Here is a 25,827-nt window from a genome sequence, read left to right as displayed (position 1 = left end):
AGGATCCGACGAAACCTCAGTGACTCGGTACGCGGTGACGCGGCGGCCAGGCGCCGAACAGCCGGCCCCCTCAGCGCCGCCGTCGCGACGCCGACCGCGGCAGCGTCTGCTCGAACCAGACCGTCTTGCCCTGCGCCGTGCGGCTCGTACCCCACTGCCGCGCCAGCCGGCTCACGATCCGCATGCCCCGCCCGTACTCGTCCTCGGGGCCCGTGTTCAGCAGGACCGGGACCGCGTGGTCGTCGTCCGTGACCTCGCACAGCAGGGCGTCGGCCCGCACCAGGCGCAGCTCGACCTCACTGGTGCCCGCGTGCCGGATGGCGTTGGTGACGATCTCGCCGACCAGCAGTTCCGCGGTCTCGGAGACCTCCTCCAGATCCCAGTCGCGCAGCGTCGCGCGGGTCAGCCGGCGGGCGTGCGCGGCCTCGCGCGGATGGCGGGCCAGCTGCCACGTCGCCACGTCCGAACGCGGGATGCCGTTCAACCGCGCCATCAGCAGGGCGACGTCGTCCTTGCGGCCGCCGCGCGGGTTGAGCGCGCGGATGATCGTGTCGCAGGCGTCGTCCATCGACGCCGCCGGGTGCGCGGCGCTCTCGCACAGCGCGGCCAGCCCGGTGCCGATGTCCTGTCCGCGCACCTCGACCAGCCCGTCGGTGCACAGCACCAGCCGGTCGCCCTGCGCGACCGGCACCGTGACCGTCTCGAACGGGACGCCGCCCACCCCGATCGGGGCGCCGGTCGGCACGTCGAGCAGCTCGCTGCGCCCGTCGGCCGCCCGCACCAGGACCGGCGGGATGTGTCCGGCGTTGGAGATCACCAGCTCGGACTCGATCGGGTCGTACACCGCGTACAGGCAGGTCGCCAGATAGTGCTCGCCGAGGCGCTGCGCCAGATCGTCGAGATTGCGCAGCAGCTGGGCGGGCGGCATGCCCATCGCCGCCATGGTCTGGACGGCGGTGCGCAGCTGGCCCATCATCGCGGCCGAGTTCAGCCCGTGCCCCATGACGTCGCCGACGACGAGCGCCAGCCGCGAGCCGGCCAGCTTGATCGTGTCGAACCAGTCGCCGCCGACCCGGCCCAGCCGGGTCCCGGGCAGATAGCGGGTGGCCACGTCGCAGCCCGGCATCCGCGGGGTGATGTGCGGCAGCATGCTGTCCTGGAGGGTGTCGGCGACATTCTCCTGGTACGTGTACATCCTGGCGTTGTCCAGCACGAGGCCGGCGCGGGCGGCGAACTCCGCGCCCGTGGCCTTGTCCATGTCGTTGAAGACCGGACGCTCCTGGTGGCGCAGCAGGATCATGAAGCCGAGCACCACGTTGCGGGCCTTGAGCGGCACCACAAGCATCGACCGGTTGTTGATCAGCGGGCTGATGTCGCGCTTCTCGAACTGCGCGGCGATCGCGTTGCCCATCTGCTCGGAGATCCGCGGTACGAGCACCGGCCGGCCGCTGGTCATGCACTGGAAGAACGGGGTGTGCTCGGGGAACGGCATCGACTCGCCGACCGGCACCACGTCGTCCCAGCGCCCCGGCTCGTCGGTGTGCTCGACGGCCACCCGGTACCACATGGTGGTGACGTCCGGCGGCCCGTCGGGGAAGCCCTCACCCGCGAGCACCTGCTCGCGCAGATACGAGCCGGCGACATCGGTGAAGCGCGGCACCACGGCCGCGCTGACCTCCTGGATCGTGCGGGCCAGATCCAGCGAGGTGCCGATGCGGGCACTGACCTCGTTGAGGAATTCGAGGTGCTCGCGCACCGCGGCGTACTCGAGGTCGGGCGCCAGGTCGGCCGAGGCCGCGGCCTGCGGGTCGAGCTGGGCGGCCGCGGCGGCGCGCTGCCTGGCCCGGCGCTCGTCGCGCCTGGGCACTCCCCAGTCGGGGGTGACCGGCACCCGGTCGTGCTGGCTGAATTCCAGCACCGGATAGCCGAGCTCCAGCACCTGCGAGACGATCCGGGCGCTCTCCACCGGATTCATGCTCGGCAGGATCTCGGGCAGCCGCTTGGCGAGCTGGTCGGCGCCGGAGAACTCGGTGTGCAGCGCGAAGCCGGGCGCGATCCGTTCGAATTCCCCGGCCGGCCCGTGGGCCGCCTGCGCGTCGTCCGCCGAGTCCTCTTCCGGCCCGGAATCCGGCGAGGAGCGTAACTGGGTCGCGTCGGCCGCCAGGACGAGCAGCCGCTCGGGCCCCGGGCCGACGAGCGGGTACGCCCACCACAGGACGTCCACCGCCCCGTCCTCCCGGTCCGCGCCGCCGCCGTGGCAGTCGTCGAAGAGCCGGGCCCGGCCGGCGGTGGGGTACGAGGTCCCTCCGCTGAGCGAGGCGTCCAGCTCGGGGCCGAAGTCGTCCGGCCAGCCCTCGTCCACGACCGCGCTGTTCAGAGCGCCGGAGACCGGGAGCAGATCCACCGCCGGGCGACCGACGGCCTCTTCTTTGGAGCAGCCGAAGAGTTTGCGCGCACCGGTGCTCCAGTGCGATACGAGTCCCGCGCCGTCCACGACGATCACCGCAAGCGGGATCCGTCCGGACAGCCCCGGAGGAATGCGGCGGTCCATGGCTGGGTGGGCTCCTTCCCTCGGAGCCGCTTCACAGGACCGGCCGGGATCTCCCGTCCCGGTGCAAGATCTGCGGCACCTGTACCACCGTACGACCGAGTAAGGGTGCCGCGAAGGGCATTGCCCGAATCCGGGCGCACGCCCGCGCGTGAGCGCCCCCCTGGGCACGTGCTAGCGTCCTTCCTCTCTGTTCGAACTCCAGATCCGTGGTGCGAGTTCGACTCCGGCCGGGTGGGGATCCAAGCCGGAGCACGTAGGACCCGCGACTGGAAGAGAACAACGTGACCACCTGGGAGACCGCGGGCTGGGCCGCCGCAAAGCGTCCCAAGCCCTTTCTCCGACTGGCCGATCCGCGCCGGCCGGTGATGGCGGCGACGCTGTTCGCCGCGGTGCTGCACATCGTGTGGGCGCTGTTCCTGGCCAAGGACGCCGGGGACATGGCCGCCCAGTTCGCGTGGACGGACTTCATCCGCGAGCACCCGGACTCCGCGTACAACCTCTCCTGGTACGGCGGGATGCACCCCGCTTCGTACAGCATCCTGTCGCCCTACATCATGGCGTGGCTCGGGGTCCGTACGACCGCGGTGATCGCGGGCACGCTCTCCGCCACCGTCGCCGCGTATCTGCTGGTCCGCTACCGGATACGGCGGCCGATGCTGCCCGCGCTGTGGACGGCCTTCGCGCTCTGGTGCGACGTGGCGTCGGGCCGGGTGACCTTCGCGCTCGGCATGCTCTTCGCACTGGCCGCCGCCGCCCTGGTCCTCCCCGACGACGACCAGCGGACCTCGCGCATCGTCGGAGCCTCCGCGCTGGGCGGGCTGGCCACCATGTGCAGCCCGGTGGCCGGGCTCTTCATCGAGGTCCTGGCGGGCGCCCTGTTCCTCACCGGGCGGCGCAAGCACGCGTACATCCTGGCCGCGAGCCCGCCGATCGTGGTCGGCGGCACCTCGCTGCTGTTCCCCTTCTACGGGGTGCAGCCGTTCACCTGGTACTTCGCCGCGCTGCCGCTGGCCGCCGCCGTGCTGGTGGCGCTCCTGGTACCGCGCTCCTGGAGCACCCTGCGGACCGGATCGTGGGTCTACGCCGCGGGCATAGTGCTGACCTGGGCGATACCGTCGCCGATCGGCAGCAATGTCGAGCGGCTCTCGCTGCTCTTCGGCGGCACCGCGCTGCTCGCGGCCGCGGTCGGGCGCACCGACCGGGGCCGTAAGACCCTCGTCATCTTCGCGGCGTTCACCGCCGTCGCGGTCTGGCAGGTCGCCAAGCCCGTCACCGACCTGGTCAACACCGCGCCGGTGACCGCGACCATCGAGCACGCCCAGGGGCTCATCGACGAACTGGCCCGGGTCGGGGCCGACCGGGGCCGGGTCGAGGTCGTTCCGCTGCGCTCGCACTGGGAGGCGTCGGGGATAGCCCCGCACGTCAACCTCGCCCGCGGCTGGAACCGGCAGGCGGACGTCGAGCGCAATCCGCTCTTCTACGACGGCACCCTCACCCCGGCCACCTATCTGGCGTGGCTGCAGCGCTGGGGCGTCGGATACGTGGTCCTGCCGTCGGACGAACCGGACGGCGCGGCCGTCGCCGAGGCGAAGATCGTCGCGGCCGGGCACGCCTGGCTGCAGCCGGTCTGGCAGGACGACCACTGGCGGCTGTACAGCGTGACCGGGGCCGAGCCGATGGCCGACCCGCCGTCGATCGTCCGCCAGGCCGGACCGGCCGAGCTGGTCGTCGACGTCCCGACGGCGGGTCCGGTGCTGCTGCGCATCCCGTGGTCGCCGTGGCTGGCGATAGCGGGAGCCACGGACTCCGATCACGGCTGTCTGGAGCAGGCCGGCGACTGGACGCGGCTGTACGCGCCGGCGCCGGGCACGTATCGGATAGGCGGGCGCTACGCCCTGTCCCGCGGGACGCCCTGCAAGAAGGACTGACCCCGGCGCCGCCCGGCGCACACCTCCCTCGCCGCGCCCGGACGCCGAGGGAGTTCCGCATCATCCGCGCGCCCCGTCAGCCCCTCCGTCAGCGCGAGTCAGTCCTCGTGCCCCAGCTGCAGATCGCGTTCGGTGCGCCCGCCGCCCGCGACCTGCAGGACGGTGGCCACCGGCGGGTACCCGGCGGCGATCACGGTGTACTCGCCGGCCGCCAGATCGACGAAGCGGAAGAGACCGTCGGCCCCCGTCGTCACCGAGTCCACCACGTTGCCCGCCGCGTCGAGCAGGGTGACCCGGGCGTCCTCGACCACCCGGCCACCGGGCGCCCGCACCGTGCCGCGCAGCACCGCGCCACCGGCCAGTTCGACGTCCTGCCGGGTCTCACGGGCCGCCTGCACCGAGACCGGCAGCGCGGCGGGGCGGTAGGCGGGAGCGCTGGCGGCCAGCGTGTACTCGCCCGCCACCAGATCGGTCAGCACGTAGCTGCCCTCGCGGGCGCTGCGGGTGCTGGAGACGACATCACCGCGTACGTCGGTGAGCGTCACGATGGCGTCGCGGACCGGGGTGCCGTCCGAGGTGTGCACCGTGCCGGCCAGCCGGCCGGCGCCGCCGAGCACCACGTCCAGCTCGACCGGCCGGTCGCCGACCGTCACGCTGACGGCCTGCGGCTGATGGCCGCCCGCCGCCGCGATCAGTACATAGCTGCCGGTGCCGGGGGTGCTCAGCGCGTACCGTCCGTCCTCACCGGTCGCGCCGCGGCCGATCTGCCGGCCGGTGACGTCGATCAGGGTGAGCGCGGCCCGGCCCACCGAGGTGCCGTCGGAGTGCTGGACGGTGCCGCAGACCGGGACTCCCCCGGCGTCGGCGGTCCGGCCGGCGGCCGTCCTGGCCGGGGGGACGGCGGGATCGGAGACGGGACCATGCTGGGTCACCAGGGGTTTCTCCTTCAGGAGGAATGCGAGCAGGAAGCCGAGGACGAGCACCGGCACCAGGTACAGGAAGATCCGCGGCATGGCTGCGGCGTACGCCTGGACGTAGCCGTCGCGCAGTGCGGCGGGCAGCGTGTGCACCAGCTGCGGGGTGATCGACTGGGGGTCCGGCAGGTGCGCGCCGCGCGGGAGTTCGACGGCGAGCTGGTCGGCCAGCCGGTTGGCGAAGAGCGTGCCGAAGACGGCCGCGCCGACGGATCCACCGATCTGCCGGAAGTAGTTGTTGGCGCTGGTGGCGGCGCCGATGTCGGCCGGCCGCACCGAGTTCTGCACGGCGAGCACCAGGACCGGCAGCACGAGTCCGATACCGAGGCCGAGCACCGCCATGAAGGCGCTGTACTCGACCCGGGAGGTGCCCGCGTCCAGCAGGGACAGCAGCCACATGCCGAGCGCGGAGAGCGCGCCGCCGAGCCGCGGGAAGATCTTGTAGCGGCCGGTCCTGCTGATCAGCTGGCCGGAGGCGACGGAGGCGAGGACGACGCCGAGCATCATCGGGAGCATCAGCAGCCCGGAGCCGGTGGCGCTGGCGCCGTCGACCATCTGCAGGAAGGTCGGCAGATAGCTGGCGGCGCCGAAGAGCGCGACGCCGACGACCGCGCCGACCAGCGCGGTGACGTTGAAGATGCCGTCACGGAACAGCCGCAGCGGGATGACGGGTTCGGCCGCGAAGTGTTCGGTCAGGACGAAGAGCACGGCGCTGACGACGGCGCCCGCGCCGAGTCCGACGATCATCTCCGAGCGCCACGCGTAGGTGGTGCCGCCCCAACTGGTCAGCAGCACCAGACAGGTGGAGCCGGCCGCGAGCAGCAGCGCTCCCAGCACGTCGAGGCGGGGCCGGATCGTGGGGCGGGGCAGCCGCAGCACGACGGTGATGAGGGCGAGGGTGAACAGGCCGAACGGCACGTTGATGTAGAAGCACCAGCGCCATGAGGTGTGGTCGGTGAAGAAGCCGCCGAGCAGCGGTCCGGCGACGGACGCGACCCCGTAGGCGGCGCCGATCAGGCCCATGTAGCGGCCGCGTTCGCGGGGCGGGACGATGTCCGCCATGATCGCCTGCACACCGATCATGAGCCCGCCGCCGCCGACGCCCTGAACCGCGCGGAAGGCGATCAGCTGGTCCATGGTGCGCGACCAGCCGGCCAGCGCGGAGCCGATGACGAAGACGATGATCGCGAACTGGAAGACCCGCTTGCGGCCGAAGAGGTCGCCGAGCTTGCCGTAGATCGGCAGGCCGATGGTCGACGCGAGCAGGTAGGCGGTGACGGCCCAGGACATCTTCTCCAGGCCGTGCAGCTCTCCGACGATCTTCGGGAGGGCGGTCGCCACGATCATCTGGTCGAGGGCGGCGAGCAGCAGTGTGAGCATCAGGCCGAGGAAGACCAGCCGCACTCTGCGCGGGGTCAGGTCGGCCGGCGGAATGCCGGTGGCCGAACCGGACGGGCCGTCCGCGCCGGGCGGCGGGGCATCGGCCGGTTCAGGGCCGGTCGATGCCGCGCCGTCCGCCGGTTCGGCCCGTCCGGACCTTCCGGCCCGTTCGGCCAGAGTGGTTCCGCCCACGTGCCGCTCCCCTCGTCGCGCCTGCCTCGTCGCCCATTTCCCGCATTAAGCGACAACGACGAACAAGCGCGACGATTCTCCGAAGCGATGCAGAACCACCCGTATCAGTGAACGATCGAACCCGGACGGGGCTCAGACGGCACGACGGTTACTCGGCCGCCTCGACCTCGGCGGCCAGCTTCGCGAGCACCTCGTCGCAGATGCGCCCGAGTCCCTTGGGCGCGAAGGTCCGCTCGAAGAAGCCGCCGATGCCGCCGGCGCCGTCCCAGGTGGTGGTGGAGACGACCCTGGACCGGCCGGCACCCGCCGGGGTCACCGTCCACGTGGTGACCATGGACGAGTTGCGGTCGGCCTCGACCAGCTGTCCGGTGGTCGGCGCGGTGACGTCGAAGAGGCAGTCGCGGATCCGCTTGCTGGTCGCCTGCAGCTTCCAGTGCACCAGCGTGCCGGCGCCGCTGCCGCCCTCGCGGACCTCGTACTCGCTGAACTGCTCGGGGAGCAGGGTCTTCCTGGTGCCCGCGTAGTCCGCGAGAGCGTCGTACACCCGCTCCGGTTCCGCTTCGATGACCCGCTGGGTGGTGGCCTCGACCTGCGCCATTTCTTCTCCTCCGGTCCGTGCCCGCATGTGCCGGGCAAGCCAACCACACGCGCTAACCGAATATGTGTTCTATTCTATGGAGGAGCTACTGAGGAGGGCGTCATGCGCTGGGACAACCTGGGCCGCGACGAGGCCGCCACCGCCACCACGCCCGCACTGTTCGGGACGGACGTGGTCACCCGGACCTTCGACACCCCCGAATTCCGCGGCATCACCTTCCACGAGGTACGGGCCCGGTCGATCGTGAACCGCGTGCCGGGCGCCTCGCAGATGCCGTTCGACTGGACGGTCAACCCGTACCGGGGATGCAGCCACGCCTGCGTCTACTGTTTCGCCCGCAAGACGCACAGCTATCTGGACCTCGACACCGGTCTCGACTTCGACTCGCAGATCATCGTCAAGGTGAACGCGCCCGAACTGCTCCGCAAGGAGCTCGCCGGGCCGCGCTGGCAGGGGCAGCACATCGCCATGGGCACCAACGTGGACTGCTACCAGCGGGCCGAGGGCCGCTACCAGCTCATGCCCGGCATCATCGGCGCGCTGCGCGACCACGCCAATCCGTTCTCGATCCTCACCAAGGGCTCGCTGATCCTGCGCGATCTGGACCTGCTGCGGCAGGCGGCCCGGGTCACCGAGGTCTCCATCGCGGTCTCCGTCGGCTTCCTCGACCGCGAGCTGTGGCGCACCGTCGAGCCCGGTACGCCGTCCCCCGGCAAGCGGCTGGAGGTCTGCCGGACGCTGAACGGGAACGGGATCCGCTGCGGCGTCCTGATGGCGCCCGTCCTGCCGTATCTCAGCGACTCCCCCGAGCAGCTGCGCGATACCGTGCGCGCCATCGCGCGGTCCGGGGCCACCTCCGTCACCCCGCTCGTGCTGCATCTGCGGCCGGGCGCCCGCGAGTGGTACCTGGCCTGGCTCTCCGTGCACCATCCGCGGCTGCTCAGCCGCTACAAGGCGCTCTATGCGGACGGTTCGTACGCCCCCACGTGGTACCAGCGGCGCATCACCCGCCAAGTGCACGAGTTCGCCACGGAGTTCGGCATCGGCCCGGCCCGGTCCAACGCCCTTCGGGCCGTCCCGCCGCCCGCCGCCGCCCCGGTGGAGGTCGAGGGACCGACCCAGCTGTCGCTGCTCTAATCTCCTGCCCATGACCGATGTTCGAGTGATGACCGGCGACGACATCGACGCCGTTTCCGCGATCCGGGTGCGCGGCTGGCAGAGCGCGTACGCCGGCATCGTGCCGCAGGGGTACCTCGACGCGATGTCGGCGCCGGAGGACGCGGCCCGGCGCCGCGAGTGGTTCGCCCACGACACCGGCCGGGTGGAGAACCTCGTGTCGGCCGACGGGACCGAGGTCACCGGCTGGGCCGCCCACGGCCCGTACCGGGGCGACGACGCCGAGCCGGGCGACGGCGAGCTGTACGCGATCTACGTCCGCCCGGACCGGATCGGCACCGGCGCGGGCCGCGCGCTCATCGGTGCGGTGCTGGCCCGCGCCGCGGACCGCGACTTCCCGCGTCTGCGGCTCTGGGTGCTGGCCGACAACGCGCGCGCCCGCCGTTTCTACGAGAAGGCCGGCTTCGTGCCCGACGGCGCCGAACAGCAGGAGGACTACGGCGACGTGTTCCTGCGCGAGGTGCGCTACGTCCGCGGCGCCTCGTCGGACGCGGCGCGCGCGCCGGACGCGTCCGCCTCGTAGCCGCCGATCCGCTCGAGGGCCGCGACGGCGGCCGTGCGCAGCCGGGGATGCGCGCACGCGGCCCGCAGTACGGTCGCCGCCCGGGGGTCGCCGAGCTCGCCGAGCCCCTCCACGCAGGCGGGAACGGCGTCCCAGCCGAGGGTCTGCTCGGCCAGCAGCCGGTCCAGGGTCTCGATGAGCGCGGGGACGGATTCCGGCGCCCTCAATTGGACGAGCAGCCGGATCGGCGGTACGGCGTAGGCGACCCGGAGCGGATTGGTCGCGAGCGCGGCGGCGGCCCGCGCGGTGCGCGGGTCCCCCAGCAGGGCGAGCGCCCGGGCCGCGTTCTCGGCCCGTTCCGGCTCACGGTAGTTGAGCAGCAGGGCGAGGGTTTCGAAGGCCCTCCGGTCCCCTGCGGCGGCCAGGGCCACGGCGGCGGCCTCCCTGACTTCGAGGGGCTGCCCCGGTGCGGTGAGTACGCCGGCCAGTTCGTCGCGCGCTGCGGAATCCACCCGCTCAGCCTACGGCGCGCTCATCTGTACGCGGTACAGATCACATGGGCGGTGGTCTGGCGCGTAGGTTACCGGCCGGTTACCCTCGGACCAACGTGCACGGCAGCCTGGTGACGCAGCCGCCGCGCACAGCCCGGAACGCACCACCCGTACGTGTTCCGGGCACGCACCACCGCTCAGCAGCACGCAACACTTCACGTCGGTTCGGCACCATCGCGGCGCGGCCCCGGGACAGGGCCCGCCCTTCACCCTCATGCGGGCATCCACCCCTTCTCCGTGGCCCGCGACTCCACCAACTCCTCAGCCGCGCGCGCCTCCCGGCAGCAGCGGTCTCCTCAGCATCTGGAGTTTCGCGATGGACCGTCCGTCCAGCAGCAGTCCCCTGCCCTCCCTCGCCCTGCCCACCGTCGCCGTCGTCGGCCTCGGCACCATGGGCGCCGGAATCGCCGAGGTCATGGCCCGCGCCGGCCATGAGGTCATCGGCATCGACACCAGCGACACCGCCGCCCGCACGGCTGTCACGGCGCTGGACCAGTCCACGGCGCGTGCCGTCGAGCGCGGCCGGATCACCGAGGCCGAGCGCGCCGACACCCTCGCGCGGTTCCGCACCTTCCCCGACCTGCAGGCGGCCGCCGAGGCCGATCTGGTCATCGAGGTCGTGAACGAGCAGTTCGAGGCCAAGCAGGCGGTCTTCGAGGCGCTCGACCTGATCGTGAAGCCGGACGCCATCATCGCGACGGGCACCAACGCCCTGTCGGTGACCCGGCTGGCCTCGCACACCACGCGCCCGGACCGCGTCCTCGGCCTGCACTTCTTCGCCCCGGCACCCGCCATGAAACTGGTCGAGGTGGTCTCCACCGTCCTGACCTCGCCGGAGGCGACCGCCTCGGTGACCGCGCTGGTGCGCGCGCTCGGCAAGGAGCCGGTCCCCGTCGGCGACCGCCCCGGCTTCATCGCCGACGGCCTGCTGTTCGGCTATCTCAACCAGGCCGCGGCGATGTACGAGTCGAAGTACGCGACCCGCGAGGACATCGACGCGGCGATGCGGCTCGGCTGCGGCCTGCCGATGGGCCCGCTGGCGCTGCTCGACCTGATCGGCATCGACACCGCGCAGACCGTCCTGGAGGCGATGTACGAGGCGTCCCACGACCGGCTGCACGCGCCCGCCCCGATCCTCGGCCAGCTGGCCGCCGCCGGTCTGTCCGGCCGCAAGTCGGGCCGCGGTTTCTACACCTACGAGGCTCCCGGCAGCGAGGTCGTCGTCACCGACGCCTCGACCCCGGACACCGCAGGGACCGCCGGTGTCGCGGGCCGTGACGTCCGCAGCGTGGGCGTCGCCGGATCCGGCACCATGGCGACCGGTATCGCCGAGGTGTTCGCGAAGGCCGGTTACGACGTCGTGCTGGCCGCCCGCTCGCAGGAGAAGGCCGACCAGGCCGTCGCCAAGCTGGCCAAGTCGCTGGACCGCTCGGTCGCCAAGGGGCGGCTGACGCAGGAGCAGCGCGACGCGGCCGTCGCCCGGGTGACGCCGGCCGGCTCGTACGACGCCTTCGGCGACGTGGACCTGGCCGTCGAGGCCGTCGCCGAGGACCTCGCCGTCAAGCAGGCGCTCTTCACCGCGCTGGACGAGGTGTGCAAGCCCGGTGCGGTGCTCGCCACCACGACGTCCTCGCTGCCCGTCATCGTCATCGCCCGCGCGACCTCGCGCCCGCGGGACGTGATCGGGATGCACTTCTTCAACCCGGCGCCCGCGATGAAGCTCGTCGAGGTGGTCCGTACCGTCCTGACCTCGGACGATGTGCACGCCACCGTCCGAGAGGTGTGCGGGAAGGTGCGCAAGCACGCCGTGGACTGCGGGGACCGGGCCGGCTTCATCGTCAACGCCCTGTTGTTCCCGTACCTGAACAACGCCGTGAAGATGGTCCAGGAGAACTACGCGACGGTGGCGGACATCGACACCGCCATGAAGCTCGGCGGCGGGTACCCGATGGGCCCGTTCGAGCTGCTGGACGTCGTCGGACTGGATGTGTCCCTGGCGATCGAGCAGGTGCTGCACAAGGAGTTCCGCGACCCGGGCCTGGCGCCCTCGCCGCTGCTGGAGCACCTGGTGTCGGCGGGGTGCCTCGGCCGCAAGACGGGCCGCGGCTTCCGCGAGTATGCCCGGCGCTGATCATGAGGGCGGCTGGGGCGGTCTGCTCGGCCCGCGGGGGCCGTCCCGGCCGCCCCGTACGTCCCGCGCGGGCCCGGCCATGGAGTACGTTCCACGTATGGCCCAGCCCCTCAAGTCCGCGACGAAGACCACCGCAGAAGGCCCCGCGCCGGCTACGGCGAACGGCCGCCGTGCCGCCGCCCAGCGCCACCGGGTGCGGCAGGACCTCGCCGCGTCCGCGATGCACCTGTTCGCGTCCCGGGGGTACGAGGCGACGACCGTCGACGACATCGCGGCGGCGGCCGGGGTGGCCCGCAGGACGTTCTTCCGGCACTTCCGGTCCAAGGAAGAGGCGATCTTCCCGGACCACGACGACACGCTGGTGCGGGTCCAGGCCGTCCTGGACTCCGCGGAACCGCATGAGCACCCGCTGGACACCGTGTGCCGCGGCATCACCGAGGTGCTGCGGATGTACGCGGAGTCCCCCGAGGTCTCCGTGGAGCGGTACCGGCTGACCCGTGAGGTGCCGACGCTGCGGGAGCGCGAGATCGCTTCTGTGGCCCGCTACGAGCGGCTCTTCACCCGTTATCTGCTGGGCCACTTCGACGAGTCGGCGCACCATGACGGCGACGACGACCCGCTGCTCGCCGAGGTCGCCGCGTCGGCCGTGGTGGCGGCGCACAACCATGTGCTGCGGCGCTGGCTGCGGGCCGGCGGCAAGGGGGACGTGGAGGCGCAGCTGGACCACGCCTTCGACGTGATCAAGGCGACGTTCGGCACCGGCATAGGGGTCAGGCGGCCGGCGGGGCCTCCTTCGGCGCCCGCCGCGGCGGTCTCGCAGACCGGCGAGGTCGTGGTCACGGTGGCGCGTACGGACGCCTCGCCCGCCGAGGTGATGCGGATCATCGAGCGGGCGCTGCGGGGCGGCTGACCGCCCGCCGAGCCCCCGCAGAGGTAGGGAACAGCGGCCGTCCGGGTGATCCGGGCGGCCGCTGTTGCTCGTTTGTGGCGCCGGGATGACACTTGAGAGAAATTGTTGGCACGCAGTGTCTTTACGAGTGGCACCCCGTGCCATAACGTTGGGGGCACCTCCCAGCGGTAGCTGGGGGAGTGTCCGGGCGGGCGGCACGTTTATCCCACGCACGCCGTCTGTCCCCAAAGGCCCGGACGCCTGCGTCACAGGCACCCCCGGATCCCGTCCGGGGGAACCACCGCGCCACCGCGCGCACCGGTTCCACCCGTGCGACCGTCACGGGAGCAGTACCCCCGCCGAACCGACGGCACCAGTCACCCGTCAGCCCTCGCCGACGTTCCCTCAAACGTATCTACGTCGCGCTTCGCCGGAGGCACCCCGTGAAGGAAATTCTGGACGCGATTCTCGCGTCGGACAGCTCGGACAACTCGGACCGCTCGGCCGCCGACTTCGCGGCCCTGCCGCTGCCCGAGTCGTACCGCGCCATCACCGTCCACAAGGACGAGGCCGAGATGTTCGCCGGCCTCGACAGCCGTGACAAGGACCCGCGCAAGTCCCTGCACCTGGACGATGTGCCGGTCCCCGAACTCGGTCCCGGTGAGGCCCTTGTCGCCGTCATGGCCAGCTCGGTCAACTACAACTCCGTGTGGACCTCGATCTTCGAGCCGGTCTCCACGTTCTCGTTCCTGGAGCGGTACGGGAAGCTCTCGCCGCTCAGCAAGCGGCACGACCTGCCCTACCACGTGATCGGCTCCGACCTCGCGGGCGTCGTCCTGCGCACCGGACCCGGCGTCAACGCCTGGCACCCCGGCGACAAGGTCGTGGCGCACTGCCTCTCCGTCGAGCTGGAGTCCTCCGACGGCCACAACGACACGATGCTCGACCCCGAGCAGCGCATCTGGGGCTTCGAGACCAACTTCGGCGGTCTCGCCGAGATCGCGCTCGTCAAGTCCAACCAGCTGATGCCCAAGCCCGCGCACCTCAGCTGGGAGGAGGCCGCCGCTCCCGGCCTGGTGAACTCCACCGCCTACCGCCAGCTGGTGTCCCGCAACGGCGCCGACATGAAGCAGGGCGACAACGTCCTCATCTGGGGCGCGTCCGGCGGACTCGGCTCGTACGCCACCCAGTTCGCGCTGGCCGGCGGCGCCAACCCGATCTGCGTGGTCTCCAGTGAGCAGAAGGCGGACATCTGCCGCTCGATGGGCGCGACCGCGATCATCGACCGCAGCGCCGAGGGCTACAAATTCTGGAAGGACGAGCACACCCAGGACCCCAAGGAGTGGAAGCGCTTCGGCAAGCGCATCCGCGAGCTGACCGGCGGCGAGGACATCGACATCGTCTTCGAGCACCCCGGCCGGGAGACCTTCGGCGCCAGCGTCTACGTCACGCGCAAGGGCGGCACCATCACCACCTGCGCCTCGACCTCGGGCTACATGCACGAGTACGACAACCGCTACCTGTGGATGTCGCTCAAGAAGATCGTCGGCTCGCACTTCGCGAACTATCGCGAGGCCTGGGAGGCCAACCGGCTGGTCGCCAAGGGCAAGATCCACCCGACGCTGTCGAAGACGTACTCCCTGGAGGAGACCGGCCAGGCCGCGTTCGACGTGCACCGCAACCTGCACCAGGGCAAGGTCGGCGTCCTGGCGCTGGCCCCGCAGGAGGGTCTCGGCGTCACCGACCACGAAATGCGGGCACAGCACCTGCCGGCGATCAACCGCTTCCGGAACGTCTGATGCCGCGACGCGAAAAAGACCGTCCGTGGCTCATGCGGACGTACGCCGGCCACTCCACCGCCGAGGCGTCCAACGAGCTGTACAAGAACAACCTCGCGAAGGGGCAGACCGGCCTGTCCGTCGCGTTCGACCTGCCGACCCAGACCGGGTACGACCCCGACCACATCCTCGCCCGCGGCGAGGTCGGCCGGGTCGGCGTCCCGGTCTCGCACATCGGTGACATGCGTCGGCTCTTCCAGGACATCCCCCTGGAGGGGATGAACACCTCGATGACCATCAACGCCACCGCCATGTGGCTGCTGGCGATGTATCAGGTGGTCGCCGAGGAGCAGGGCGCGGACATCACCAAGCTCCAGGGGACGACGCAGAACGACATCGTCAAGGAGTACCTGTCGCGCGGGACGCACGTCTTCCCGCCCGGCCCCTCCCTGCGGCTGACCACCGACATGATCACGTACACGGTCAACAACATCCCCAAGTGGAACCCGATCAACATCTGCAGCTACCACCTGCAGGAGGCCGGGGCCACACCGGTCCAGGAGATCGCCTTCGCGATGTCCACCGCGATCGCCGTCCTGGACGCGGTGTTCGCCTCCGGGCAGATCCCGGAGGACCGCCGGGGCGAGGTGGTGGCCCGGATCTCCTTCTTCGTGAACGCGGGTGTCCGCTTCATCGAGGAAATGTGCAAGATGCGGGCCTTCGGCCGGCTCTGGGACACCGTCACCCGGGAGCGCTACGGCATCGAGGACGCCAAGCAGCGCCGGTTCCGCTACGGCGTGCAGGTCAACTCGCTGGGGCTGACCGAGGCCCAGCCGGAGAACAACGTCCAGCGCATCGTCCTGGAGATGCTGGCCGTCACCCTCTCCAAGGACGCCCGCGCCCGCGCCGTGCAACTTCCCGCCTGGAACGAGGCGCTGGGTCTGCCCCGGCCCTGGGACCAGCAGTGGAGCCTGCGCATCCAGCAGGTGCTCGCCCATGAGAGCGACCTGCTGGAGTACGAGGACATCTTCGACGGCAGCCATGTCATCGAGGCCAAGGTCACCGAGCTCATGGAGCTGGTGACGGCCGAGATGGAGCGCATCGAGAAGATGGGCGGCGCCATGGCCGCCGTCGAGTCCGGCTATCTGAAGTCGGCGCTCGTCTCCTCGCACGCCGAGCGGCGCGCCCGCATCGAGTCGGGCGAGGAGAAGATCGTCGGGGTCAACTCGTACCAGGGCACCGAGCCCAGCCCGCTCACCGCGGACCTCGACACCGCCATCATGACCGTCGACCCGGCCAACGAGGCGCGCGTCGTGAGCGCGCTGCACACCTGGCGGGACAACCGCGACGAGCAGCGCGCCCAGGAGTCGGTGGCGGCGCTGAAAGCCGCGGCGGCGGGCAGTGAGAACCTGATGGCCGCGACACTGGCCTGCGTACGCGCCGGTGTCACGACCGGCGAGTGGTCCTGGGCGCTGCGGGACGTCTTCGGCGAGTTCCGCGCCCCCACGGGCGTCAGCAGCGCCCCGGTGGCGGTCACCGCCGAGGCGGGCACCCCGCTGGCCGAGGTCCGCCGCAAGGTCGCCGCGACCGCCGCCGAACTCGGCAGCGGCAAGCTCCGGCTGCTGGTCGGCAAGCCGGGTCTCGACGGGCACTCCAACGGCGCCGAGCAGATCGCCGTACGGGCCCGCGACGCGGGCTTCGAGGTGGTCTACCAGGGCATCCGGCTCACCCCCGAGCAGATCGTGTCCGCGGCCGTGGCCGAGGATGTGCACTGCGTGGGCCTGTCGATCCTGTCCGGTTCGCACGCGGCACTCGTGCCGGACGTGCTGGACCGGCTCCGCAGGGCCGGGGTGGACGACGTACCGGTGATCGCCGGCGGGATCATCCCCCCGGCGGACGCGGCGGCGCTGCGGGCCGCCGGGGTGGCGGCGGTGTTCACCCCGAAGGACTTCGGTATCACTGAGATCATCGGGCGGATCGTGGACGAGATCCGGCTCGCGAACAAGTTGGAGGTATGACGGTGCAGTTCGGTCGCACTTACGAAGAGTTCGAGGTCGGTGCTGTCTACAAGCACTGGCCCGGAAAGACGGTCACCGAGTACGACGACCATCTCTTCTGCCTCCTCACGATGAACCACCACCCGCTCCACATGGACGCGAACTACGCCGAGAACACCACCGACTTCGGCAAGAACGTCGTGGTGGGGAACTACATCTACTCCCTGCTGCTGGGCATGTCCGTGCCGGACGTGTCGGGCAAGGCGATCGCCAACCTGGAGGTCGAGTCGCTCAAGCACGTGGCACCGACGTTCCACGGCGACACCATCTACGGGCAGACCACCGTCCTGGACAAGTGGCCGTCCAAGTCGAAGGACGACCGCGGCATCGTCCACGTCGAGACCAAGGGCTACAAGCAGGACGGCACCATGGTGTGCGTCTTCCGCCGCAAGGTCATGGTCCCCACCGCCACGTACATCAAGGAACGCGGCGGCGAGCAGCCCGGCCGCCCCGAGCTGCAGGAGAAGTGACATGACGCGTCTTGCTCACACCGACGGGCTGACCGACGTCCAGCGGGAGATCCTCTCCACGGTCCGCAGCTTCGTGGACAAGGAGATCCTGCCGGTCGCGACGGAGCTGGAACACCGCGACGAGTACCCCACCGAAATCGTTGAGGGCCTCAAGGAACTTGGCATCTTCGGGCTGATGATTCCCGAGGAGTACGGGGGTCTTGGTGAGTCTCTTCTCACATACGCCCTCACGGTCGAGGAGATTGCCCGGGGATGGATGAGTGTTTCCGGAATTATCAACACTCACTTCATCGTCGCCTACATGCTCAAGCAGCACGGAACGCAGGAGCAGAAGGAGTACTTCCTGCCCCGGATGGCGGCCGGTGAGGTGCGTGGCGCGTTCTCGATGTCGGAGCCCGGCATGGGTTCCGATGTGTCCGCGATCCGCACCAAGGGCGTCAGGGACGGCGACGACTACGTCATCAACGGCCAGAAGATGTGGCTGACGAACGGCGGTTCGTCCAACCTGGTGGCCGTGCTCTGCAAGACCGACGAGGGCCTGTCCCCGGAGGAAGCGGCGGCCAAGCCGCACAAGTCGATGACGACCTTCCTCATCGAGAAGGAGCCGGGCTTCGGTCCGAATCCGACGGTTCCGGGCCTCACCGTGCCCGGCAAAATCGAGAAGATGGGCTACAAGGGCGTCGACACGACGGAGATGATCCTGGAGGACGTCAGGATCCCGTCGAACCGCGTTCTCGGAGGTCAGAGCGGTCGTGGCTTCTATCAGATGATGGACGGCGTCGAGGTCGGCCGGGTCAATGTGGCGGCGCGCGGCTGCGGAGTCGCACAGCGCGCGTTCGAACTCGGGATCTCCTACGCGCAACAACGCCACACCTTCGGCAAGCCGATCATCGAGCACCAGGCGATCTCCTTCAAGCTCGCCGAGATGGCGACCAAGGTCGAGGCCGCGCACGCGATGATGGTCAACGCGGCCCGCAAGAAGGACTCAGGGCACCGCAACGACCTCGAGGCCGGCATGGCGAAGTACCTGGCCTCGGAGTACTGCAAGGAGGTCGTGGAGGACGCCTTCCGCATCCACGGCGGGTACGGCTTCTCCAAGGAGTACGAGATCGAGCGGCTCTACCGGGAGGCCCCGATGCTCCTCATTGGTGAAGGAACCGCTGAGATCCAGAAAATGATCATTGGCCGCAGGCTCCTGGAGGAGTATCGTATCCAGGGTTAAATGTCCTGATATAAGCGATATATCCGAGGTGAAGGTCACACCGAGTCATCGCTTACCGGCCATCGACTCGCCCTCGCGCTTGCCGAGTTGTGGGTGGCAACCGATACCATCTTGGTAAAGCCGCCGTCCCCAGAACCATCTTGCGGCACCCTCCGCTACGAAGGTCTTCCATGCCCCACAGCCATTCCTCTGCACCTCGCGGCCGGGTCCGCCTCGCGCGCGGAGCGTCGCCGTGGCTCCTCCCGACCGTCGCCGCCGCGGCGGTCAGCCTTACCCGCGCCCGCCGCTCCGGGCGCTGGGCGACCGTGGCCGTACCCACCACCGCCCTGGCGGCGGGCATGCTGTGGTTCTTCCGTGACCCTGAGCGAGAGATCGCTCAGGGCCGGGTGATCTCACCGGCCGACGGCGTGGTGCAGAGCATCATGCCGTGGAAGGACGGGCGCACCCGCGTCGCGATCTTCATGAGCCCACTGAACGTCCATGTGAACCGCGCACCGCTCGCGGGCACCGTCACCTCCGTGGAGCACATCCCCGGCGGATTCGTTCCGGCGTTCAACAAGGAGAGCGAGAACAACGAACGCGTTGTCTGGCACTTCGACACCGAACTCGGCGACATCGAGATGGTGCAGATCGCCGGCGCTGTGGCCCGCCGCATCGTTCCTTACGTGCCCTCGGGCACCAAGGTCGAGCAGGGCGAGCGCATCGGTCTGATCCGCTTCGGCTCCCGCGTCGACATCTACCTCCCGGAGGGCGTCCTGCCCGATGTCGAGGTCGGCCAGACCACCATGGCTGGGGTGACTCGTCTTGACCGTGATTGATCCCGACACACAGGCCCCCTGGGTGACCGAGCTGGAGGAAGAGGTCGACGACCTCCCACTCTCGACCCGGCTCTCCATCGCGGACACCCTCACTCTCGGTAACGCCATCTGCGGATTCATGGCCGTGTACTTCACGACCACCGGAGTGCTGGTGCCGCACCTCATGGGCACCGCCGACGGCGGCATGGCGCGGCACAACGCCGCGACGGCCGTGACCCTCATGCTGATGGCGTCCGTCTTCGACCTCCTGGACGGGCTGGTGGCGCGCAAGCTCCGCAGCTCGGCGATGGGGGCGGAGCTCGACAACCTGTCCGACCTGATCAGCTTCGGCCTCGCGCCAGCGTATTTCGTGGTGGTGTGGGGGCTGGTCGCGGACGACGCGCACGGCCGGGTCTCGGCGGTGGCCGCCGTCGTGGTGCTGCTCGCCGTGGTCCTCAGACTCGCGCGCTTCTCCTGCACCACGGTGCGGGACGGGGTCTTCCAGGGCATGCCGAGCCCCTTCGGCGCGATGACGGTCGTCTCCGTCGTCCTGCTGGAGCTGCCGTTCATCCCGACGCTGCTGGCGATCGTGGGTGTGGCATGGCTGATGATGAGCCGCGTCGAGTACCCCAAGCCCCGCGGTCGGCTCGCGCTGATCACGCTGGCCTGGATCTTCATCAGCATGGGCTGCCTCGCGGCCTGGACGCTGGACGTACCGGGCGGGCACCTGCTGCTCCAGACCGGTGCGGCGCTCCAGATCGTCGCCGCGGCGGTCATCCCGCTCTTCGCGACCACGCGACGGGTGAACACGTTCCGTAACAACCGCCGTGAGGCACGCGCCGAGCAGTGACGGCGCCGCCGCCGAGCGCGCGGCACAGCAACGAAGGGCCCCGGGCGATCCGCCCGGGGCCCTTCGCGTTCCTCGCCCATGGTTCTCCGCCGTCCAGCTGCGCGGCTGAGGGGCGGACAGCAGTAAGGGCGGGCCGGAGGTTTTCCGGCCCGCCCTTGCCGCGTTGCGTTACGGCGCCAGGAAGTCCCGGGCCAGGGCCTGGGCGACGCGCTCCAGGAGGGGGCCGGCCTGTGCCATGCAGACGGCCGGGTCCGGCTCGATGTCGGTCAGGGCGTAGGCGCGGCGGATGCCGGCTCCGCCGAGAGCGCCGGGGGCCAGGGCGAGCCGGCCGCAGACGGCGACGACGTCGATGTTGCGGGCGCGGGCGGCCTGCGCGACGCCGACCGGGGCCTTGCCGTGCAGGGTCTGCTCGTCGAGCGAGCCCTCCCCGGTGATCACCAGGTCGGCGCGGTCCAGCGCCTCGGCGAAGCCGAGGACGTCGAGCATGACGTCGATACCGGGCCGGAAGGCGGCGTCGAGTCCGACGAGCGCTCCATAGCCGATACCGCCCGCGGCGCCGGCGCCCGGTGCCTCCGCGGCATTCGCCGCGGCGGAGCCACGGGCCTCGGTGAGCACCTCGACGAACCGTCCGAGGGCGGCGTCGAGGGTGGCCACGTCCTGCTCGGTGGCGCCCTTCTGCGGACCGTAGACGGCCGCGGCGCCCTTCGGGCCGAGCAGCGGGTTGTCGACGTCGCTGGCGAGCACCACCTCGGTGTCGGCCAGCCGCGGGTCGAGCCCGGAGAGGTCCGCGGTGGCGAGGGCGGCCAGCGCCCCGCCGCCGGGACCGACCGGCGCTCCGTCCGCGTCGAGCAGACGGGCCCCGAGCGCGACGAGCATGCCGGCCCCGCCGTCGTTGGTGGCGCTGCCGCCGACGCCGAGCACGATGGTGCGCGCACCGTCGTCCAGCGCGGCGCGCAGCAGCTCGCCGGTGCCGTGGGTGGTGGCCGTGAGCGGCGCGAAGACGCCCTCCGGCAGGTGCCGCAGGCCGGAGGCCTCGGCCATCTCGACCACGGCGGTGGTGTCACGTACGGCGTACGTGGCGGTCACGGGCTCGCCCAGCGGCCCGGTCACCTGGAGCTCACGGCGCTCGAAGCCGGCCGCGACCGCCGCGTCGACGGTGCCGTCACCGCCGTCGGCGACCGGCAGCGACTCGACCGTCAGCCCCGGCACCACGTGCAGCAGGCCGGCCGTGACGTGCTCGGCGACTTGCACCGCGGTCAGCGAACCCTTGAACTTGTCGGCGGCGATCAGCACGCGCCCCGTTGTGTGTCTTGCAGCGTCGGACACGTTTACTCCCCATCCGATACGGAACATCGCGCCGCTCGGACCATATCCCGCCATCGGCCGCCTGCCCATGGCCGGTCCAGCGCGCCACCCCCGCAAACCACAAGATTCACGACCATAGCGGGATGTCCTGAACGGTGACGGCATGGCACGGGAGCACGCTCCCGCCCCTCCGTACCGGGCGCCGAGCACCGCCGGGGACAGGCCGCGGCACGACCGGGAGAGCGTGCGCCTGGAGTGCGCGAGGGCGCTGGAGCTCTGGCGGGGCCGGCCGCTTTCTGCGGTCCGCCGAGGGGTGCCGCGAGGTGGGCGACCCGTTCTACGAGTCCCTGGCGCTGACCGACCTCGGCGAGACCCGGCTCGCCGCCGGCGATCCGACCGGCGCACGGGAGGCCTGGCGGCAGCCCCTGGAACTGCTGGACACGCTGAACCACCCCGACGCCGAGGGCGTCCGGGTCCAGCTGAAGGCCGTGGACGGCCCGTGACACGCCCGCCGGGCATATTCGTTTGCGGCGGCCGGGCGCGGTGCGCAACAGTTCGCCGGTGCTGATCCGACGTGAGCGACCCACCGACATCGACGCGATCCGCGACGTCATCGCCGCCGCGTTCACCAAGCCCGGCCAGGCCACCGGCAGCGGCACCGTCGAAGCGCTGCTGGTCGACCGGCTCCGGGCGGACGACGCGTGGCTCCCCGAGCTGTCGCTGGTCGCGACGGACGAGGAGGAGCGGGTGACCGGGCATGTGCTGGCCACCCGCGGCCATGTCGGCGGGACACCCGTGCTCGCGATCGGCCCGCTGGCGGTGGCTCCCGGCCACCAGCGGTCCGGCGTCGGCAAGGCCCTGATGGCACGCCGCCCTCGGCGCCTGCGACGCGCTGGGCGCGCCGCTGGTGATCCTGCTGGGCGATCCCCGCTACTACGGACGGTTCGGTTTCCGGCTCGCCGAGGAGTACGGGATCACCCCCGCGGTGCCCGAGTGGCGGCCGTACTTCCAGGTCCGGACGCTGGCCGGCTACGATCCGGCCGATCCGGCACTGCGTGGCGCGTTCGCCTACGCCGCGCCTTTCGACGACGTCTGAGCCGCGTAGGTTGGGGTCCGTGACCCAGGACTACGCCTCATACATCGCCGGTCTGCCGAAGATCCTCGCCGGAGCGGCGGTGCTGTTCCGTGACGGGGCGGGCCGTGTGCTGCTCGTGGATCCCAACTACCGCGAGGGCGAGAAGAAGTGGATTCTGCCCGGCGGGACGATCGAGTCGGGGCAGGACGAATCGCCCCGGCAGGGTGCGCGCCGCGAGGCCACCGAGGAGATCGGCCTGGACATCACCCCCGGCGCGCTCATCGCGATCGACTGGGTGACCGGCCCCGGCCAGCCGCCGCTGGCGGTGTACCTGTACGACGGCGGGGTGCTCGACGGGGAGCAGCTCGGCGCGATCCAGCTGCAGAAGGAGGAGCTGGACGCCTGGAACCTGGTCCCTCTCGACCAGGTCGGCACCTTCGTCCAGCCGGGTCTGGAACGCCGGATCCGCGCCGGGTTCACCGCGTTGATGGCCGGCACCGGGCCCGCTGAGCTGGAGAACGGCCACCGGGTCGGCCCGCCGGCAGCGGTGGATCACACCGGCAGGACGGGTCAGCGGCCGACCGCGTAGCCCTGCATGCCGCGCGGGTTGGCGCCCGCGGAGAGCACACCCGTCGCGGGGTCGCGGGCGACCGCGCAGAGCCGGCCCTCCGACCAGGGGCCGCCGACCGTCACCTGGTGGCCGCGGCGCCGCAGTTCGCCGATCGCCCGCTCACCGAGGCGCGACTCGACGGTGACGCTGCCGGGCCGCATGGCACGCGGATGGAACGAGCCGGGGAAGCTGTCGGTGTGCCAGCCGGGCGCGTCGATCGCCTCCTGCAGTCCGAGCCCGCCCAACGCGACGGCCAGGAAGAAGTGCAGCGACCACTGGTCCTGCTGGTCGCCGCCGGGGGTGCCGAACGCCAGGACGGGTTCGCCGTCGCGCAGCGCGATCGACGGCGACAGTGTGGTGCGCGGACGGCGGCCGGGCGTGAGGGAGTTGGGCAGTCCCTCCTCCAGCCATGTCATCTGCAACCGGGTACCGAGCGGGAAGCCGAGTTCCGGGATCAGCGGGCTGGACTGCAGCCAGCCGCCGCTGGGGGTGGCGGCGACCATGTTGCCCCAGCGGTCGACGACATCGACATGGCAGGTGTCGCCGCGGGTGCGTCCGTCGGCGGCGACGTCGGGCGCGGCGGTCGGTCCGGCGGCAGATCCTGCGGCGGGTTCGCCCGACGCGACGGTCGGTTCGCCCGTGCCCGGTGCCTGCGGTGTGCTGTCGACGGTGAAGCGCGGCAGCCGGGGCGCGCGTCCGTCCGGGCTGCCGGGGCGCAGCTCGTAGGACGCGTCGGCGCCGATCAGTGCCCGGCGCCCGGCGTTGTACGCGGGTGACAGCAGCGCGCCGACCGGGACCTCCGCGGCGTCGCCGTACCAGGCCTCGCGGTCGGCCATCGCGAGCTTGGCGCCTTCGACCAGGGTGTGGACGTAGCCGGGCTCCTCGTAGCCGAAGCCGTCGGGCAGCAGGGCGAGCTGCTGCGCGAACACCGGGCCCTGGCTCCACGGCCCCGGTTTGCAGACCGTCCAGCCGAACCGGTCGTACGTCAGCGGGGGTTCGTAGCGGGCCTCGTAGCCGGTCAGGTCATCCCCGGTGAGCGTCGAGGCGTGCCGTTCGCCGGAGGTGTCCATCGCGGGGCGGGCCGCGGCGGCGGCCAGCGCCTCGCCGATGAAGCCCGAGCGCCAGATCCGCCGGGCGGCCTCGATCCGCTCCTCCCGCCCGCTGCCCGCCGCCTGCGCGTCGGCCTCGCGCAGCAGGCGCCGCCAGGTGGCGGCCAGGGCGGGGTTCCGCAGCAGGACGCCGGGCCGCGGTGCCCGGCCCGCCGGCAGATAGAGCGCGGCGGAATCGGTCCACTCGGTCGCGAAGAGGGTTCGCACCGCCTCCACGGTCGCGCCGATCGCCGCGACTGCCGGATGCCCGTGTGCGGCGTAGCCGATGGCGTACTTCAGGACCTCGGCCGGGGACTTGGTGCCTTGGTCGCGCAGCAGCACCATCCACGCGTCGAACGCGCCGGGCACGGCGGCGGCCAGCAGTCCGGTGCCGGGCACCAGGTCGAGCCCGAGGCTCCGGTAGTGCCCGACGGACGCTCCGGCGGGGGCGGGGCCCTGTCCGCACAGCACCCGCACCGGACCGCCTGCCGGGGCGAGGAGGATCGGCACCTCGCCCGCGGGACCGTTCAGATGCGGTTCGACGACGTGCAGCACGAAGCCGGCGGCCACCGCAGCGTCGAAGGCGTTGCCCCCGTCCTCCAGCACGGCCATCGCCGACTGCGACGCCAGCCAGTGTGTCGAGGAGACCATGCCGAAGGTGCCCTGGAGGGTGGGCCGGGTGGTGAACACCGGGCGCCTACACGGCTCGGGGGCCGGCATCGGCGATGAACCCGAGCTCGACGGGACGCTCCGGCGGGCCTTCGTCGCGCAGCCGGGCGAGCAGCTCCGGCAGCTGCGGCGGCCACAACGCCTCCGTCGTCGCCGCGAGCTCCTCCGGGGTCCACCAGCGCCATTCCAGGATCCCGTCCTCCTGGTGGACCCCGCTCACATCACCTGTCGGCGGCCTGCGCGGGCCGCTGCCGAGGAAGATGTGCTCGAACTGCCGGACCGGCACACCCGCCCGGGTGAAGTCGTGCTCCCAGGTGCACAGCACAGCGCCGGGCTCGACATCCGACCAGCCGGTCTCCTCCAGCACTTCTCGCAGCGCCCCCTGCACGGGGGTCTCCCCCGGGTCGAGACCGCCACCGGGCATGAGCCAGTGGACGCCGACTTCCTCGTTGTCCGACCTGAGCAGGAAAATCGCTCCGGCCGGGTCGAGCACCGCGACTCTCGCCGCTTGCCGGGGTATCCGCATCTACACCCTCACGCCTTCGGTATGTCGAAGAAGTACGTCAGTCCGCCGGCGAGGCGGATGTCGCCCTGGATCTTGAGCTTACGGGTGAAGAACAGCGCCGGGCCAGAGGCGTTGCCCGACGCCAGCTTGAGGAATTCCGGGGCGGCCATGGTGAGGGTGAGCTGCGGATCACGGCCGCTGTCCTGCCGGGAGACCGTGCAGGCGCCGTCGGCGATATGCGTCTCGTAGACGTCGCGGGCGTCGTCGCCGTTGGTGATCCGCCACCGGATGAGCGCGTCGCGCTTCCCCGCGACGTCCGGCTTGAAGAGGGTCTCCATCCGGTTGAACACCTCGTCGAGCACGCGCTTGCGCTGCGGCCCGCTCATCAGCTCGGCGATCCGCCGGACGGGCAGCTCCTTGACGATGCGGGCGAATTCCTTCGGCTCGACCGTACCGAAGTCGAGCGTGTCGAGGTCGAGATCGCCGATGTCGGCCATGCCGGGCACCACCCTTACTCCAGAGTAAGTTT

General features: G+C 71.2%; 22 protein-coding genes and 1 pseudogene. 15 read left to right on the top strand and 8 right to left on the bottom strand.

The features are described from left to right. Nucleotides 1-70 precede the first annotated feature (70 nt). Complete coding sequence (locus tag C6N31_RS30595) at nucleotides 71-2,551, bottom strand: ATP-binding SpoIIE family protein phosphatase (protein WP_138355536.1); 2,481 nt, start codon at nucleotides 2,549-2,551, stop codon at nucleotides 71-73. Between the two features lie 281 nt (nucleotides 2,552-2,832). On the opposite strand from C6N31_RS30595, the gene C6N31_RS30590 reads away from it, so the two are divergent. Then, nucleotides 2,833-4,479 (top strand): DUF8823 domain-containing protein, encoded by a 1,647-nt coding sequence (locus C6N31_RS30590; RefSeq protein ID WP_244809501.1) that lies wholly within the window; start codon nucleotides 2,833-2,835, stop codon nucleotides 4,477-4,479. Nucleotides 4,480-4,577: 98 nt separating this feature from the next. Here C6N31_RS30590 and C6N31_RS30585 read toward each other — a convergent pair whose 3' ends face one another. Both C6N31_RS30585 and C6N31_RS30580 read right to left on the bottom strand, forming a co-directional pair. Beyond that, nucleotides 4,578-7,025: an MFS transporter gene (locus tag C6N31_RS30585; RefSeq protein WP_138355537.1), complete on the bottom strand. Its 2,448-nt coding sequence runs from the start codon at nucleotides 7,023-7,025 to the stop codon at nucleotides 4,578-4,580. Nucleotides 7,026-7,173: 148 nt separating this feature from the next. Further along, nucleotides 7,174-7,623 carry an SRPBCC family protein gene (locus C6N31_RS30580; RefSeq protein WP_198358626.1) on the bottom strand — a complete coding sequence of 150 codons (450 nt, stop codon included), beginning with the start codon at nucleotides 7,621-7,623 and terminating at the stop codon, nucleotides 7,174-7,176. Nucleotides 7,624-7,725: 102 nt separating this feature from the next. On the opposite strand from C6N31_RS30580, the gene C6N31_RS30575 reads away from it, so the two are divergent. Beyond that, a complete protein-coding gene (locus C6N31_RS30575; RefSeq protein ID WP_138355539.1) occupies nucleotides 7,726-8,760 on the top strand; it encodes an Rv2578c family radical SAM protein in 1,035 nt (344 codons plus the stop codon). Between the two features lie 10 nt (nucleotides 8,761-8,770). After that, a complete protein-coding gene (locus C6N31_RS30570; protein ID WP_232485841.1) occupies nucleotides 8,771-9,322 on the top strand; it encodes a GNAT family N-acetyltransferase in 552 nt (183 codons plus the stop codon). Here the strand turns inward: C6N31_RS30570 and C6N31_RS30565 are convergent. Next, nucleotides 9,265-9,813 carry a HEAT repeat domain-containing protein gene (locus C6N31_RS30565; protein ID WP_138355540.1) on the bottom strand — a complete coding sequence of 183 codons (549 nt, stop codon included), beginning with the start codon at nucleotides 9,811-9,813 and terminating at the stop codon, nucleotides 9,265-9,267. The two genes, C6N31_RS30570 and C6N31_RS30565, sit on opposite strands and share 58 nt — an antisense overlap. Before the next feature lie 355 nt (nucleotides 9,814-10,168). Here C6N31_RS30565 and C6N31_RS30560 point away from each other — a divergent pair, with 355 nt between their 5' ends. The 8 genes from C6N31_RS30560 to pssA all read left to right on the top strand — a co-directional run bounded on the left by C6N31_RS30560 (nucleotide 10,169) and on the right by pssA (nucleotide 20,046). Then, a complete protein-coding gene (locus C6N31_RS30560) occupies nucleotides 10,169-11,983 on the top strand; it encodes a 3-hydroxyacyl-CoA dehydrogenase family protein (RefSeq protein WP_138355541.1) in 1,815 nt (604 codons plus the stop codon). A 79-nt stretch (nucleotides 11,984-12,062) separates the two neighbouring features. Beyond that, nucleotides 12,063-12,893 (top strand): TetR family transcriptional regulator, encoded by an 831-nt coding sequence (locus tag C6N31_RS30555; RefSeq protein WP_138355542.1) that lies wholly within the window; start codon nucleotides 12,063-12,065, stop codon nucleotides 12,891-12,893. Between the two features lie 422 nt (nucleotides 12,894-13,315). Further along, a complete protein-coding gene (gene ccrA / locus C6N31_RS30550) occupies nucleotides 13,316-14,671 on the top strand; it encodes a crotonyl-CoA carboxylase/reductase (RefSeq protein ID WP_138355543.1) in 1,356 nt (451 codons plus the stop codon). Next, nucleotides 14,671-16,668 (top strand): protein meaA, encoded by a 1,998-nt coding sequence (locus C6N31_RS30545; protein ID WP_138355544.1) that lies wholly within the window; start codon nucleotides 14,671-14,673, stop codon nucleotides 16,666-16,668. Before ccrA ends, C6N31_RS30545 begins: the two co-directional genes overlap by 1 nt. A gap of 2 nt (nucleotides 16,669-16,670) precedes the next feature. Beyond that, complete coding sequence (locus C6N31_RS30540; RefSeq protein ID WP_138355605.1) at nucleotides 16,671-17,177, top strand: MaoC family dehydratase; 507 nt, start codon at nucleotides 16,671-16,673, stop codon at nucleotides 17,175-17,177. A 1-nt stretch (nucleotide 17,178) separates the two neighbouring features. Then, on the top strand, nucleotides 17,179-18,399 hold the full coding sequence (locus tag C6N31_RS30535; protein WP_138355545.1) for an acyl-CoA dehydrogenase family protein: 1,221 nt from the start codon (nucleotides 17,179-17,181) through the stop codon (nucleotides 18,397-18,399). Between the two features lie 170 nt (nucleotides 18,400-18,569). Then, nucleotides 18,570-19,217, top strand: coding sequence for a phosphatidylserine decarboxylase (locus C6N31_RS30530; protein ID WP_138355546.1), 648 nt, complete (start codon nucleotides 18,570-18,572; stop codon nucleotides 19,215-19,217). Beyond that, nucleotides 19,204-20,046, top strand: coding sequence for a CDP-diacylglycerol--serine O-phosphatidyltransferase (pssA, locus tag C6N31_RS30525; RefSeq protein WP_138355547.1), 843 nt, complete (start codon nucleotides 19,204-19,206; stop codon nucleotides 20,044-20,046). Before C6N31_RS30530 ends, pssA begins: the two co-directional genes overlap by 14 nt. Before the next feature lie 168 nt (nucleotides 20,047-20,214). Here the strand turns inward: pssA and C6N31_RS30520 are convergent, their stop codons facing one another. Further along, entirely contained in the window at nucleotides 20,215-21,339 is a 1,125-nt protein-coding gene (locus C6N31_RS30520; RefSeq protein ID WP_138355548.1) for a glycerate kinase, read from the bottom strand. Between the two features lie 335 nt (nucleotides 21,340-21,674). On the opposite strand from C6N31_RS30520, the gene C6N31_RS30515 reads away from it, so the two are divergent. The 4 genes and pseudogenes from C6N31_RS30515 (at nucleotide 21,675) to C6N31_RS30505 (ending at nucleotide 23,015) form a co-directional block, all read left to right on the top strand. Next, nucleotides 21,675-21,854 carry a hypothetical protein gene (locus C6N31_RS30515; RefSeq protein ID WP_138355549.1) on the top strand — a complete coding sequence of 60 codons (180 nt, stop codon included), beginning with the start codon at nucleotides 21,675-21,677 and terminating at the stop codon, nucleotides 21,852-21,854. Nucleotides 21,855-21,894: 40 nt separating this feature from the next. After that, nucleotides 21,895-22,161, top strand: a pseudogene (locus C6N31_RS44335) (GNAT family N-acetyltransferase); the annotation flags it as partial. A 97-nt stretch (nucleotides 22,162-22,258) separates the two neighbouring features. Continuing rightward, entirely contained in the window at nucleotides 22,259-22,447 is a 189-nt protein-coding gene (locus tag C6N31_RS44330; RefSeq protein ID WP_232485854.1) for a hypothetical protein, read from the top strand. A 19-nt stretch (nucleotides 22,448-22,466) separates the two neighbouring features. Beyond that, entirely contained in the window at nucleotides 22,467-23,015 is a 549-nt protein-coding gene (locus tag C6N31_RS30505; protein WP_381588323.1) for an NUDIX domain-containing protein, read from the top strand. Here C6N31_RS30505 and C6N31_RS30500 read toward each other — a convergent pair. The 3 genes from C6N31_RS30500 to C6N31_RS30490 are packed head-to-tail and all read right to left on the bottom strand — an operon-like array spanning nucleotide 22,997 to nucleotide 25,795. Further along, nucleotides 22,997-24,814, bottom strand: coding sequence for a gamma-glutamyltransferase family protein (locus C6N31_RS30500; protein WP_138355551.1), 1,818 nt, complete (start codon nucleotides 24,812-24,814; stop codon nucleotides 22,997-22,999). The two genes, C6N31_RS30505 and C6N31_RS30500, sit on opposite strands and share 19 nt — an antisense overlap. Before the next feature lie 7 nt (nucleotides 24,815-24,821). Next, complete coding sequence (locus C6N31_RS30495) at nucleotides 24,822-25,319, bottom strand: NUDIX hydrolase (protein WP_138355552.1); 498 nt, start codon at nucleotides 25,317-25,319, stop codon at nucleotides 24,822-24,824. A gap of 8 nt (nucleotides 25,320-25,327) precedes the next feature. Further along, the gene (locus tag C6N31_RS30490) at nucleotides 25,328-25,795 is read right to left on the bottom strand and encodes an SCP2 sterol-binding domain-containing protein (RefSeq protein ID WP_138355553.1); all 468 of its coding nucleotides are present in this window, start codon (nucleotides 25,793-25,795) and stop codon (nucleotides 25,328-25,330) included. Nucleotides 25,796-25,827 lie beyond the last annotated feature (32 nt).

The organism is Streptomyces fildesensis, from assembly GCF_016107395.1.
GTDB lineage: Bacteria > Actinomycetota > Actinomycetes > Streptomycetales > Streptomycetaceae > Actinacidiphila > Actinacidiphila fildesensis.
This window is presented reverse-complemented; position numbering and strand designations above follow the sequence as displayed.

What these genes read in the sequence shown, in the direction of transcription:
- C6N31_RS30595 (WP_138355536.1), bottom strand. Translation starts at nt 2,551, where the DNA reads ATGGACCGCCGCATTCCTCCGGGGCTGTCCGGACGGATCCCGCTTGCG.
- C6N31_RS30580 (WP_198358626.1), bottom strand. Translation starts at nt 7,623, where the DNA reads ATGGCGCAGGTCGAGGCCACCACCCAGCGGGTCATCGAAGCGGAACCG.
- C6N31_RS30575 (WP_138355539.1), top strand. Translation starts at nt 7,726, where the DNA reads ATGCGCTGGGACAACCTGGGCCGCGACGAGGCCGCCACCGCCACCACG.
- C6N31_RS30570 (WP_232485841.1), top strand. Translation starts at nt 8,771, where the DNA reads ATGACCGATGTTCGAGTGATGACCGGCGACGACATCGACGCCGTTTCC.
- C6N31_RS30560 (WP_138355541.1), top strand. Translation starts at nt 10,169, where the DNA reads ATGGACCGTCCGTCCAGCAGCAGTCCCCTGCCCTCCCTCGCCCTGCCC.
- C6N31_RS30555 (WP_138355542.1), top strand. Translation starts at nt 12,063, where the DNA reads ATGGAGTACGTTCCACGTATGGCCCAGCCCCTCAAGTCCGCGACGAAG.
- C6N31_RS30545 (WP_138355544.1), top strand. Translation starts at nt 14,671, where the DNA reads ATGCCGCGACGCGAAAAAGACCGTCCGTGGCTCATGCGGACGTACGCC.
- C6N31_RS30535 (WP_138355545.1), top strand. Translation starts at nt 17,179, where the DNA reads ATGACGCGTCTTGCTCACACCGACGGGCTGACCGACGTCCAGCGGGAG.
- C6N31_RS30530 (WP_138355546.1), top strand. Translation starts at nt 18,570, where the DNA reads ATGCCCCACAGCCATTCCTCTGCACCTCGCGGCCGGGTCCGCCTCGCG.
- C6N31_RS30495 (WP_138355552.1), bottom strand. Translation starts at nt 25,319, where the DNA reads ATGCGGATACCCCGGCAAGCGGCGAGAGTCGCGGTGCTCGACCCGGCC.
- C6N31_RS30490 (WP_138355553.1), bottom strand. Translation starts at nt 25,795, where the DNA reads ATGGCCGACATCGGCGATCTCGACCTCGACACGCTCGACTTCGGTACG.